We start from the raw sequence: 12917 nt of genomic DNA on the forward strand, positions 1-12917 counted from the left end.
CCGGTTGATTTTTTTGCGTTTTATTTTCGTAAAATGAAGAGGGAGGGCGAGAAGTTATCGTTCTATATAATTCTATAAATGGAAAAAAGAGAGAATTTACATTATAATAAAAGTATATATAAATATCGTGCGGAAAAACATGGTAAAAGTAAGAAAGTATTCTTCTCTATATAGCTGGTTAGCGATAAAACAAGATAAGAGATTGCTATTTAAGAGTCAAAAGAAACAAGGGGAAATTTACGATAATTTAGGGGATGAGGATGTTAATAAAAAAGGAGATAATGTATCTTCAAATAGTAAAAATACAATAGGACGCATTACATATAATAGTGAAGATGTTAACATCCATGCACGAAATATAAGAGAAGATACAGCGGTTTCTGGATATAATAAAAAGGTTGAAATTTCATTAACTTCAAATGTAAGAGAAGGAGATTCTAGTTCAACAACAGCACAATCAGCAATTAAAACGGCGAATATTGCAATCGCAGTCGGGAATAAATTGTATAGGAATCCAACGGTGAATGCAGGAAGTGGAATAGAAGCACTAATTTTGCCAAGGGAATTAGGAGAAGACAAAAATCCATCGGAAGATTCGTATGCAATTTATTATTTTAATATACAAAATGAAGTGAGTTTAAGTAATGCTGAAGTAGTATTACTTTCTGATCAAGGATATACCATTGTGAGTAGGGAAATTAAAGGAGAAAAAGAAGATATTGTAGGTGCGAAAAAAGAGGTTGAGCGAAAGTTAAATGAGATAGGAGAGACAGATTATGTACGTGTAGAGGTAAAGAGTAAAAATCCTTCTCTACATACGTATTATGTTATTACATATTCTAAAAAACCAACAGGTGTAGTTACGATTGATGCCTCGTTGAGTGATAGGGTTTATAATGCGAAAACAAAAGAATTATATTACGAGTAGAAATAAATAAAATAATTGTGTAAAAAGACGGTTTCGTACAATATCGAAACCGTCTTTTTGTATTGCCTATTTGAGGGCAACTTGATTGGTGTGAGCTAATAATCAGTGGGGATGGATACCCCCCCACTGAGGTTTCACTTTATTTAATGCTGATTCTGCTTTCGAGCTTGCTCCGGTGTATCAAGACTTGTTGCACCGGGATATTGAAGTGATTGGTCGCGATCAGATTCAACGCGGCGTGATTCTCTTAGCTTTCGTTCTTGGCGATCTTTACCCATTGTGAGTTACACCTCCTTATTAAAAGTTTTGCTGTTATGAGAAAAACTATGCACAAAGAAAAGGAGGATTAACTTTCATAAAAAGTTCCCATAATGGAAATCATAGGAGGTGAAATGATGGATGGGAGTACTTTTTATTTTGTTGCTTGGATAGGGTGGATTGTCGTGACCTTTTTTATGAAAAAGGAATCTATTCGTTGGAAGATAAGTGCTTGTATATTAATTTTTATTATTTGTTCTCCGTTAAATGTGACGATTGCTTCTTTCACGATATCGGTAAATGCCCTTTTGCTTTGTATTATTTCTTTTGTAGGTATCGCGTTATATTCTATTTGGAAAAAATTATATACCTTACTTTCGGCACTTATTATTGCAATGTTATATACAAGCTTTCATTTGTTAGAAGTATATGATCCAATTTGGATTGTGGTTGATAGGTTGTTGCTGTTAAGTGGTGCACTTGTGTATGCATCGGTTTTATTGCACGGGGATCGCATATTACGATTATGCTCCTTATATATAGGGATGTTACAAGGAGAATTATTGGTGACGCTGATTTTTCGTAAATTACATTTTCCTTATGAATACGGCAGTTTAGCTTTTTTAGATGTTGCTGCTGTTTCCACTTTATTTATGGCGATTTTACTTTGGATTACAAAGGCATCGGTATATATGGAACAATTTAAGAGGAAAACACGTAAAAGAAAGGCGAGGGTAATACATGACTGAATATACACCAGCTATTTTATGTGGCGTAATTGCAGGTACAATAACTAGGTTGTTAATGCTTCGTACCGATACGAGGCAATATCCGACGAGGCTTCACGGGAAAATTATTCATATCGCGATGGGATTAATTGCGGCTGCCTTAGGAGCAATTGCGATTCCGTCTGTTTTGAAAAAAGATTTCTCTGCAATTACATTTCTTACGTTAGCAGCGACGCAATTTCGTGATGTGCGCAATATGGAAAGAAATACGCTTCAACAATTAGATGGATATGAGCTCGTACCACGTGGTAATACATACATTGAAGGAATTGCATTAGTATTTGAAAGTCGTAACTACTTGGCGATGTTAACGTCGTTTGTAACAACGTTTGCGTATATAGGATTCGATTCATGGATTGCCGGGGTAATTACTGGTATAGTAAGTTTTTTCATTGCGAAAAAATTAATGTCAGGTAAAAGACTTCATGACCTTGTAGAAATAGAGCACGTTCCACTTCGTTTTGAAGGAGCGGGACTTTATGTTGATAATATTTACATTATGAATATTGGATTGCCAGCAAGGCAAGAAGAAATTATGAAATATGGAATGGGATTTATTTTAAAACCGAAATCGATAGATGCGATGGTTACAATCTCAAACTTAGGACAACGGCAAGCTATTTTACATGATGTTTCGGTTGCTTTAGGAATATATAGAGATTCTGGAACGCCGGCACTTGTACCGTTAGCGAAGCGTGATTTAGAGGATGGGAGAGTTGGGATTTTTGTTCTGCCGCAAGATCAAGATGCAGAAAAAGCGATAGGGGTAATCGGAAATGTACCAACATTAGAGAGTGCTGTTCATATGTCATCAGAAGCTCCGAAAGGAAGGGGAGATAAGAGATGATGTTAGAAAGTGTTATTCTCGCAGTCATTACAACAACGCCAGAGAAATTTGCAGGTGGTGCCCCTTTATTTATTTGCGAGTCGACAGAGGAACTGGAATTTGTTGCAAATAATTTAGAGGCTATTTTAGATGGTATTGCACATCGCTTACAAGATAATGTATATATTATTGTGAAACATTAGTAACGTGTGGTATAATGTGAGGTGTTTTGATACGTTGAGAAATATTCTGGAATGCAAATCCCTTCTTGCACAAAGAAGGGTTTTTTACATAATAAACAGAAGCAAGTTGAAAGGATGAAAGTATATGCCGAAACCAGTAATAGCGATAGTAGGCCGCCCGAACGTAGGGAAATCTACTATTTTCAATAGAATTGTTGGAGAAAGAGTTTCAATCGTAGAAGATATACCAGGTATAACGCGAGACCGTATTTATAGTGCGGGAGAATGGTTAAATCATGAGTTTAACATTATTGATACAGGTGGAATTGATATTGGAGACGAGCCGTTCTTGACACAAATTCGTCAACAGGCGGAAGTAGCGATTGATGAAGCAGATGTTATCATTTTTATGACGAATGGTCGCGATGGTGTAACTGCAGCAGATGAAGAAGTTGCTAAAATTTTATACCGTTCTAAAAAACCAATTGTACTTGCGGTAAATAAGGTTGATAATCCAGACATGCGTAGTGATATTTATGATTTTTATGCATTAGGATTTGGCGAGCCATTCCCGATTTCAGGTACACACGGTTTAGGACTTGGTGATTTGTTAGATGAAGCTGCAAATCATTTTCCAAAGATTGAAGAAGAAGCGTATGACGATGAAACAATCCGTTTCTCTTTAATTGGACGTCCAAACGTAGGGAAATCATCACTTGTAAATGCACTTCTTGGTCAAGAACGTGTAATTGTAAGTAATATAGCGGGAACGACACGTGATGCTGTTGATACACCATATAGTAAAGATGATCAAGATTATGTAATCATCGATACAGCTGGTATGCGTAAAAAAGGGAAAGTATACGAAAGTACAGAAAAGTATAGTGTACTTCGTGCACTTAGAGCGATTGAACGTTCTGACGTTGTTTTAGTCGTTTTAGACGGAGAAGAAGGAATTATTGAGCAAGATAAAAAAATCGCTGGATATGCTCATGATTCAGGACGAGCTGTTATTATCGTTGTAAACAAATGGGATGCAGTGAAAAAAGATGAAAAAACAATGAAAGCATTTGAAGAAAACATCCGTGCTCATTTCCAATTTTTAGAGTATGCACCGATTGTATTCTTATCTGCGAAAACGAAAAAGCGTACACAAACGTTATTACCGGTTATCAATGAGGTAAATGAAAGCCATAGCATCCGTGTACAAACGAATGTATTAAATGATGTAATTATGGATGCGGTAGCGATGAATCCAACGCCGACACATAATGGTAGCCGTCTGAAAATCTTCTATGCGACACAGGTTGCGGTAAAACCACCAACATTTGTTATATTTGTAAACGATACAGAATTAATGCACTTTTCATATGAGCGCTTCTTAAAGAACCGTTTACGTGAAGCGTTCGGTTTTGTAGGAACGCCGATTCACATTATCGCTAGAGCAAGAGACTAATGGAGAGGATGTGATTTTATGACAAAAATCACAGTAATAGGAGCAGGTAGCTGGGGAACAGCGTTAGCAATGGTATTAGCTGACAATGGGCATGATGTACGTATTTGGGGAAACCGTCCTGAACTCATGAATGAAATTAATACGAAGCGTGAGAACAGTAGATATCTTCCAGGGATTACATTGCCAAGCACAATCGTAGCCTATTCTTCTTTAGAAGAAGCATTAGTAGATGTAAATACAGTACTGCTAGTAGTACCGACGAAAGCGTACCGAGACGTATTGCAAGAGATGAAAGAAATTGTTACAGAGCCAATTACTTGGATTCATGCAAGTAAAGGAATCGAACCAGGTACGTCAAAACGTATTTCGGAAGTGATTGAGGAAGAAATTCCAGAGAGCTTGATTAAGGATGTTGTTGTACTATCTGGGCCGAGTCACGCTGAAGAAGTTGGATTGCGTCAAGCGACAACTGTTACGTCTGCAGCAAAGCGTATGGAAGCGGCTGAGGGAGTACAAGATTTGTTTATGAATAGCTATTTCCGTGTATATACAAACCCAGATATCGTTGGAGTTGAACTTGGTGGTGCTTTAAAAAATATTATTGCACTAGCTGCGGGGATATCTGACGGGCTTGGATTAGGTGATAATGCGAAAGCGGCATTAATGACACGTGGTTTAACAGAGATTGCTCGTTTAGGAAGAAAAATGGGCGGAAATCCGTTAACGTTTGCTGGTCTAACTGGTATGGGAGACTTAATTGTAACTTGTACAAGTGTGCATAGCCGAAATTGGCGCGCTGGAAATATGCTTGGAAAAGGGCACTCTTTAGAAGAAGTGCTAGAAAGTATGGGTATGGTTGTAGAAGGTGTAAGAACAACGAAAGCTGCTCATGAATTGGCAGAGAAAATGGAAGTTGAAATGCCGATTACAGCTGCTTTATATGACGTGCTGTTCAATGGGAATAATGTGAAAGATGCAGTAGGCTCATTGATGGGACGTGTTCGAAAACATGAAGTTGAAGCGATACCTGATTTGTTATAAAGAAAGCGGTAGAAGTACATTTCGTACTTCTACCGTTTTTTATTTTTTATGGGTCTTTTCACCAATTTTTCATCTCTGCATAGGATGAAGAGTAACTTGAGGAGAGGGTGAAAAGAATGGATAACAACATTTTTAATAACATTGAAAAAGAAGCGAAAGTGAACAAAGAAGATATTTTTAAATTAGCGTCGTCTGTTCAAAATGCGAACTTACGTGATGAGACAGTGCTTCGCCAATTGATTCATCAAGTTGCTCTAATGGCAGGACGCGAAGTGCCGAAAGAGCAAGAGGATCAAATTGTAAAAGCGATTATTAACAATAATATGCCGGCGGATTTTGGTTCGTTAAGTAAAATGTTTAAAAAATAAATTATGAGAAACAAAGAGTTTAGAGAATGCATATGATAGTTATGAAAGAATGGGAATAGAGCTGTTAAGGGCATATTTGGTCAACCGAAGCGCATTATTTCGTGCTTCGGTTTTATTATTTTAAATAAAAATCATCAATTCACGGAAAAATGATGATTTTTATTTGTTTAAAGATTTTAATTTGTTAAAATAGTATAAAAATAGATTGAAAGTAAAGGGGTGTATATATGTCGGAAGGGCTTATGAAAATGTGGTTTGCTTTAGGGGCAATTGGATTTATGTTTCTTGCAGTAAGTTTTATTTTATTGAGTAGGCATAAAATGAAGAATAAATTTTTGAAAGGGATTACAGCTTTAGTAGCGTACACCCTCATGATTGTATCGGGAATTGTTATTTTCCTTGTTGTATTTAGTGGCCCTATTGAGCAATAAAGGATGTGTAGTCGGTAAATGTTACAAAAGCAACAGTCCATACTAGCATGAAAAGGTGATTGTCAGTGAAAAAAATCCATATTATTTTAATATTTTGTTGCATGAGCATTTTAACAGGGTGTATGTATCCAAGAGAAAATATGAAACAAAGTGCTATTCCTTATGAAGACCAGTTGCAAGTTGTACAAAAAGCCATTAATACATATAAGGAGCAAACGGATGGTTTATTACCAATTAAGACGCGTGATATGAGTACGCCGATTTATCAGAAGTATCCAATTGATTTTCAAAAAATTGCTCCAAGGTACATACAAGAGGCACCAGGGAATGCGTATGAAAGTGGTGGAGTATATCAATATGTATTAATAGATGTTGAAAAAAATCCGACAGTAAAGTTAATTGATGTGAGAATGGCGGAACAAATTCAAGAAGTGGCATTGAAGCTAAGAATGTATCGTGATGAACATCAATATCCACCTTTTAAAAAAGTGATCACAGATGGTGTTTATGAATTAGACTTCAAAAAACTAGGATATAAAGATGTACCACAAGTGACAAGTCCGTACTCAGGAAAAGGTCTCCCTCTTGTAATTAATGAAAAAGGAGAATTGTTTGTTGATTATAGAATCGACTTATATGAAGCGTTGAAAAAAAATGAAGGACAATTTAAAGAAGGTGAAGATATCCGGAGTATACTATCGAAGGATTCCCCGTTTGTTCCTGCATATTCTTTGCCGTACACAGTAAAAAATGGAGAACCAATTTTTTTAAAATCATAAGTCATGAACCTTTCTTTTAGTGAATAAGTTCTAGAAGAAAGGTTTTTTATGTTATACAACTTGCGATGCAAACAAAAGGTATTTTTAAATAGTCATATGAAATTGGACAAAATTATATGATATATTGTCCGAACTTCTAGAATACCATTATATTATATCAGATATTATAGGCAACATTAGAGAAGGTATTAGTTGACTATAAACGTGGAATTATTCCCAAAAATATTGAGGGAGGGAATCACTTGGAAAAGGTAGATATTTTTAAAGATATTGCGGAACGCACAGGCGGTGATATTTATTTTGGAGTTGTAGGAGCTGTTCGAACAGGGAAATCAACATTTATTAAAAAATTTATGGAACTTGTTGTTATTCCCAATATTGAAAATGAGTCAGACCGTCAAAGAGCGCAGGATGAACTGCCTCAAAGTGCTGCTGGTCGTACAATAATGACGACGGAACCGAAGTTTGTTCCAAACCAAGCGGTTTCTATCGAAGTAGATGAAGGTCTTGAAGTGAATATTCGATTAGTAGATTGTGTTGGATATACGGTTCCAGGAGCAAAAGGCTATGAAGATGAGAATGGTCCGCGCATGATTAATACTCCTTGGTATGAAGAGCCTATTCCATTCCATGAAGCTGCAGAAATCGGAACACGTAAAGTAATTCAAGAGCATTCAACAATTGGTGTCGTTATTACAACAGATGGAACAATTGGTGAAATTCCAAGAAGAGATTATATAGAGGCAGAAGAACGCGTTGTAAATGAGTTAAAAGAAGTAGGAAAGCCTTTCATTATGATTATCAATACTGTACAGCCATACCATCCAGATACGGAGCAGTTACGTCAAAGTTTATCAGAAGAATATGATATCCCAGTAATTGCGATGAGTGTAGAGAGTTTAAGAGAAACAGATGTGTATAACGTACTGCGAGAAGCATTATTCGAGTTCCCGGTTTTAGAAGTGAATGTAAACCTTCCGAGCTGGGTAATGGTACTAAATGAAGGGCATTGGTTACGCCAAAGTTATCAGGAAGCGGTTCAAGAGACTGTAAAGGATATAAAACGTCTTCGTGATGTGGACCGTGTCGTTTGGCAGTTTAGTCAATATGAATTTATTGATCGAGCGAGTCTAGCTGGCATCGATATGGGGCAAGGTGTGGCAGAGATTGATTTATATGCGCCAGATGAATTGTATGATCAAATTTTAAAAGAAGTAGTAGGAGTAGAGATTCGAGGGAAAGATCATTTATTAAAGCTTATGCTCGATTTATCTCATGCGAAAACAGAGTATGACCAAGTGGCGGATGCCCTGCGGATGGTAAAACAAACCGGATATGGAGTAGCAGCGCCTGCATTAGCTGATATGAGCTTAGATGAACCGGAAATTATTCGTCACGGCTCAAGGTTCGGTGTTAAATTAAAAGCGGTTGCGCCGTCTATTCATATGATTAAAGTGGATGTAGAATCAACATTTGAACCAATTATCGGTACTGAAAAACAAAGTGAAGAACTAGTTCGTTACTTGATGCAAGATTTTGAAGATGACCCGCTATCAATTTGGAATTCTGATATATTTGGGCGCTCTCTTAGCTCTATTGTTAGAGAAGGAATTCAAGCGAAGTTATCTCTAATGCCAGAAAACGCTCGTTATAAATTAAAAGAAACGCTAGAAAGAATTATTAATGAAGGATCTGGCGGATTAATTGCGATTATATTATAAGAAAAAAATCCCTCTAATTGTAGAGGGATTTTTTTCTTTTTGAGTACGTAATAGAAAAATAAACAGTCATTATCTAATATTTTGTTGTAAATTGTCAAGTTTCATCAGAATTTCACATTTTTAGAGTAACAATTTCCTTAAAAATATTGAATTATAAAGGAGAATCGTATAATATAGGCGTTGATAATGATTTATCTACATCTTTGTAGTATAGAATTTGTAAAAATTGCCTACAAATGAAAGTAAGACTCATTTTATGATCATTATACAGTCTTATCTTTGGGAGGAGGTGAATGGCATGAACAAGACAGATTTAATCAATGCTGTTGCAGAAGCAAGTTCCCTTTCTAAAAAGGACGCAACAAAAGCAGTGGACGCTGTTTTTGATTCTATCTTAGAAGCTTTAAAACAAGGTGATAAAGTACAACTAATCGGATTCGGTAACTTCGAAGTTCGTGAGCGTGCGGCTCGTAAAGGTCGTAACCCACAAACAGGTGAGGAGATTGAAATCGCTGCAAGTAAAGTACCTGCATTCAAACCTGGTAAAGCGTTAAAAGATGCGGTTAAATAATCCTTACATATTAACAGGGAAGAAGAGTTTCCTTTTTGGAAACTCTTCTTTTTGCTTTTAAAAACATAAATATGCTAGAATGTGTTCGTATCACTTTTAGGTTTTTCGGGAGGGCTAGCGGATGGCAAAAGTTAATTTAGAACAAATTGAACATGCAGTACGTCTTATTTTAGAGGCAATCGGAGATGACCCAAATCGCGAGGGAGTACTTGATACACCGAAACGTGTTGCGAAAATGTACGCAGAAGTATTCTCAGGAATGCATGAGGATCCGAAAGAGCATTTACACAAAGTATTCGGAGAAGACCACGAAGAGCTTGTGCTAGTAAAAGATATACCATTCTATTCGATGTGTGAGCATCATCTTGTTCCGTTTTATGGAGTTGCTCACGTTGCATATATTCCGCAAGGTGGAAAAGTAACGGGACTAAGTAAATTAGCTCGTACTGTAGACACAATTGCGCGTCGTCCGCAACTACAAGAACGTATTACATCAACAGTAGCTAACTCTATTATGGAAGTACTAGAGCCGCATGGTGTAATGGTAGTAGTAGAAGCAGAGCATATGTGTATGACGATGCGTGGTGTGAAAAAGCCTGGTGCGAAAACAGTAACGACTGCAGTGCGCGGCGTGTTAGAAAATGATGCAGCAGCACGTAGTGAAATTTTATCGTTTATTAAGACGAATTAAAGAAGAGCGGGAAACTGCTTTTCTTTTTTTTATATACAAAAAAATGATATAGTTTTAATGTTAAAGAGCAAGAATATAAAGGTTGAAAATTACTTCTGCCTTTTGTGTAAATGAATGTTTGTAGTTGTTAGAGACGAAGATAACTTGTATGAATAAAAGTTGAGGCTTTATTCGGTGGCAGTTTGGCAGAAGTAGCCAAGTTTTGATTATAGAAAATAGAATGTATGTGTTATAATAAATTTTATGAATTAGAAAACAAGGGTGATTTTTTGTGTGTGACATCTACGGAGGGTATGCGGGTATTAAAGAGAAATTGATGGAGAAATTACGCCATCCTTATTTTATAAACTATATTGAAGAACCATTTATTGATGAAGAAAAAATAGCGCTGTTATACGGTGCATTAAAAAGTGCAAATATACATAAAGAACAAATTGATCATTATGTCGTAACGATTATGCTTGTACAAATTGCTCTTGATACACATGAAAAAGTATCAAATAAAGCAAACGAAGAGACGAGTGGATTCCATAAGCGTCGTCAATTGACAGTTCTTGCAGGGGATTATTATAGTGGTCTATACTATTACTTATTGTCAATGAATTGTGATATTATCTTAATTCGTGCACTTGCTGAAGGAATTAAGGAGATTAATGAACATAAAATTATGCTGTATCAAAAAGCACATGTGACGATTCAAGACATAATGGAAAGTGTAGTAATAATTGAATCTGCGCTTTTGCAAAAAACATGTGATCATTTTCAGTTATCTAATTGGAAACCATATATAACTTATGTGTTAGGAAAAAATCGTCTTCAAAAAGAGTGTCAATTGTATGCTGATAAACAAAATTCACCTGTTTTTCAAGCAGTCCAAAAAATCTCATTGGATGATGATAAAAATTTGGAAACAGTTATTAATGAATGGCTTATGGAAATGAGAAAGCAAGAAGAAAAAATTTTAGAGAATCATACAGAAGTTAATGAGATAATTTCTATGTTAAGAGATAAATCAAGGACATAAGCAACTTTACATTGGAAGAAGGTACGAGCATGCAACAATCAAAAGAAGAAAGAGTACATGACGTATTTGAGAAAATTTCTGATAAATACGATGTGATGAATTCTGTAATTAGTTTTCAAAGGCATAAGGCATGGCGCAAAGAAACGATGCGAATTATGGATGTGAAACCCGGGAGTAAGGCACTTGATGTATGCTGCGGGACGGCAGATTGGACAATTGCACTAGCGGGAGCTGTAGGTGAAGATGGGAAGGTTTACGGTTTAGACTTTAGCGAAAATATGCTAGCTGTCGGTAAACAAAAGGTAGAAGCTTTAGAATTAAAGCAAGTAGAACTTATGCATGGAAATGCAATGGAACTTCCTTATGAAGATAATACGTTTGATTATGTAACGATTGGTTTTGGGTTACGTAACGTTCCGGATTACATGCAAGTATTAAAAGAAATGACGCGTGTAGTAAAGCCTGGTGGAAAAGTAATTTGCCTGGAAACATCTCAACCAACGATGATAGGTTTTCGTCAAGGATATGTCTTATACTTTAAATATATCATGCCGTTATTTGGAAAGATGTTTGCGAAAAGTTATAAAGAATATTCATGGCTTCAGGAATCTGCTAGTACATTCCCAGGGATGAAAGAGTTAGCACGTATGTTTGAAGAAGCTGGGCTTAAGAATGTGCAAGTGAAACCATTTACTTTTGGTGTAGCAGCTATGCATTTAGGTATTAAACCAGAATCAAAATAGAAAATAGAAAAAAGACGTTTTAGGTTAAGGTGAACAATATGAAGTTACAACTTATGTACTCTTTTTTACGATCGGATATTAATGTTATAGAAAAAGAATTGAAGAAGACAGTTGCTTCTGAGCAGCCGTTAGTAGAAGAAGCGGCATTACAGCTTATTGAAGCAGGTGGGAAGCGGATTCGCCCTGTTTTTGTTTTGCTTGCAGGGAAATTTGGGGATTATAAGTTAGATGCAATTAAGCATGTTGCGGTTGCATTAGAACTAATTCATATGGCTTCGCTTGTTCACGATGATGTCATTGATGCTGCGTTTTTACGACGCGGTAGCGCAACAGTGAATGCGAAATGGGGAGATCGTATTGCAATGTATACAGGAGACTACTTGTTTGCGAAGTCTCTTGAATGTATAACAAATATAGAAATTCCAGATGCACATCAAGCGTTGTCTCATACAATTTTAGAAGTTTGTAAAGGTGAAATCGAACAAATTAAAGATAAGTATAACTATGATCAAAATTTAAGAACGTATTTAAGAAGGATAAAACGAAAAACAGCATTGTTAATCGCCGCAAGTTGTCAGTTGGGAGCGATTGCTGCTGGTGCTAATCGCGATACTGTAAATCGTCTATTTTGGTACGGATATTTTGTTGGTATGTCTTATCAAATTATTGATGATATTTTAGATTTCGTATCGACAGAAGAGAAGCTTGGAAAGCCTGCTGGTGGTGATTTATTACAAGGTAACATTACATTACCTGTTTTGTATGCCATGGAAGATCCAGTTCTTCGTCAAAAAATTACATCTGTGCATGAAAATACAACAGCAAGTGAAATGAAAGAAATTATTGATGATATTAAAGCGAGCGAAGCTATTGATAAAGCATTTTCGTTTAGTGAACGTTATTTACATAAAGCATTAGAAATAATAAAACCACTCCCTCGTGGACAGGCGAAGTATGCGTTGCAAAATGTCGCAAAGTATATTGGAAAACGAAAATTTTAGTGTTTTGTCTAAAAAATAAAATAATCTCTCTATTTCAAAACTATTGCGCAATTGTGATAAGGGTGTTAATATGTGTGTGGGGATATACAATTACATACATAATTCAGAA

The 12917-nt window shown here is 36.1% G+C and carries 16 protein-coding genes; 15 read left to right on the plus strand and 1 reads right to left on the minus strand.

Features of this window, described 5'->3' with window-relative positions; translation table 11 throughout:
- Positions 1 to 139 precede the first annotated feature (139 nt).
- On the plus strand, positions 140 to 928 hold the full coding sequence (locus MKY70_RS07945; RefSeq protein ID WP_088030915.1) for a hypothetical protein: 789 nt from the start codon (positions 140 to 142) through the stop codon (positions 926 to 928).
- Positions 929 to 1071: 143 nt separating this feature from the next.
- Here MKY70_RS07945 and MKY70_RS07950 read toward each other — a convergent pair whose 3' ends face one another.
- On the minus strand, positions 1072 to 1206 hold the full coding sequence (locus MKY70_RS07950) for a YpzI family protein (protein ID WP_000513901.1): 135 nt from the start codon (positions 1204 to 1206) through the stop codon (positions 1072 to 1074).
- Between the two features lie 117 nt (positions 1207 to 1323).
- On the opposite strand from MKY70_RS07950, the gene MKY70_RS07955 reads away from it, so the two are divergent.
- The 14 genes from MKY70_RS07955 to hepT all read left to right on the plus strand — a co-directional run bounded on the left by MKY70_RS07955 (position 1324) and on the right by hepT (position 12808).
- Positions 1324 to 1935: a YphA family membrane protein gene (locus tag MKY70_RS07955; protein ID WP_002086626.1), complete on the plus strand. Its 612-nt coding sequence runs from the start codon at positions 1324 to 1326 to the stop codon at positions 1933 to 1935.
- The gene (locus MKY70_RS07960) at positions 1928 to 2821 is read left to right on the plus strand and encodes a YIEGIA family protein (RefSeq protein ID WP_341023873.1); all 894 of its coding nucleotides are present in this window, start codon (positions 1928 to 1930) and stop codon (positions 2819 to 2821) included. Before MKY70_RS07955 ends, MKY70_RS07960 begins: the two co-directional genes overlap by 8 nt.
- Positions 2818 to 3003: a capping complex subunit for YIEGIA gene (locus MKY70_RS07965; RefSeq protein ID WP_002086624.1), complete on the plus strand. Its 186-nt coding sequence runs from the start codon at positions 2818 to 2820 to the stop codon at positions 3001 to 3003. The genes MKY70_RS07960 and MKY70_RS07965 overlap by 4 nt, the downstream gene beginning before the upstream one ends.
- Positions 3004 to 3127: 124 nt before the next feature.
- A complete protein-coding gene (gene der / locus MKY70_RS07970) occupies positions 3128 to 4438 on the plus strand; it encodes a ribosome biogenesis GTPase Der (protein ID WP_002011811.1) in 1311 nt (436 codons plus the stop codon).
- Positions 4439 to 4456: 18 nt separating this feature from the next.
- Positions 4457 to 5479 (plus strand): NAD(P)H-dependent glycerol-3-phosphate dehydrogenase, encoded by a 1023-nt coding sequence (locus MKY70_RS07975; RefSeq protein ID WP_002011813.1) that lies wholly within the window; start codon positions 4457 to 4459, stop codon positions 5477 to 5479.
- 116 nt (positions 5480 to 5595) lie between these two features.
- Positions 5596 to 5847 carry a stage VI sporulation protein F gene (locus tag MKY70_RS07980; protein WP_000369753.1) on the plus strand — a complete coding sequence of 84 codons (252 nt, stop codon included), beginning with the start codon at positions 5596 to 5598 and terminating at the stop codon, positions 5845 to 5847.
- 227 nt (positions 5848 to 6074) lie between these two features.
- Positions 6075 to 6278 (plus strand): DUF2768 domain-containing protein, encoded by a 204-nt coding sequence (locus MKY70_RS07985; protein ID WP_002011815.1) that lies wholly within the window; start codon positions 6075 to 6077, stop codon positions 6276 to 6278.
- 65 nt (positions 6279 to 6343) lie between these two features.
- Positions 6344 to 7057, plus strand: coding sequence for a hypothetical protein (locus tag MKY70_RS07990; protein WP_002126422.1), 714 nt, complete (start codon positions 6344 to 6346; stop codon positions 7055 to 7057).
- A gap of 242 nt (positions 7058 to 7299) precedes the next feature.
- Positions 7300 to 8778 (plus strand): stage IV sporulation protein A, encoded by a 1479-nt coding sequence (gene spoIVA, locus MKY70_RS07995; RefSeq protein WP_000416521.1) that lies wholly within the window; start codon positions 7300 to 7302, stop codon positions 8776 to 8778.
- 298 nt (positions 8779 to 9076) lie between these two features.
- Positions 9077 to 9349, plus strand: coding sequence for an HU family DNA-binding protein (locus MKY70_RS08000; protein ID WP_001043860.1), 273 nt, complete (start codon positions 9077 to 9079; stop codon positions 9347 to 9349).
- A gap of 121 nt (positions 9350 to 9470) precedes the next feature.
- Positions 9471 to 10040 carry a GTP cyclohydrolase I FolE gene (folE, locus tag MKY70_RS08005; RefSeq protein WP_002011819.1) on the plus strand — a complete coding sequence of 190 codons (570 nt, stop codon included), beginning with the start codon at positions 9471 to 9473 and terminating at the stop codon, positions 10038 to 10040.
- Between the two features lie 271 nt (positions 10041 to 10311).
- Positions 10312 to 11064 carry a heptaprenyl diphosphate synthase component 1 gene (locus MKY70_RS08010; protein ID WP_060751482.1) on the plus strand — a complete coding sequence of 251 codons (753 nt, stop codon included), beginning with the start codon at positions 10312 to 10314 and terminating at the stop codon, positions 11062 to 11064.
- 29 nt (positions 11065 to 11093) lie between these two features.
- Positions 11094 to 11807 (plus strand): 2-heptaprenyl-1,4-naphthoquinone methyltransferase, encoded by a 714-nt coding sequence (gene menG / locus MKY70_RS08015; protein WP_002086620.1) that lies wholly within the window; start codon positions 11094 to 11096, stop codon positions 11805 to 11807.
- A gap of 38 nt (positions 11808 to 11845) precedes the next feature.
- Positions 11846 to 12808 (plus strand): heptaprenyl diphosphate synthase component II, encoded by a 963-nt coding sequence (hepT, locus tag MKY70_RS08020; protein ID WP_002011823.1) that lies wholly within the window; start codon positions 11846 to 11848, stop codon positions 12806 to 12808.
- Positions 12809 to 12917 lie beyond the last annotated feature (109 nt).

This window comes from Bacillus sp. FSL R9-9492, assembly GCF_038007365.1.
Lineage (GTDB): Bacteria > Bacillota > Bacilli > Bacillales > Bacillaceae_G > Bacillus_A > Bacillus_A mycoides.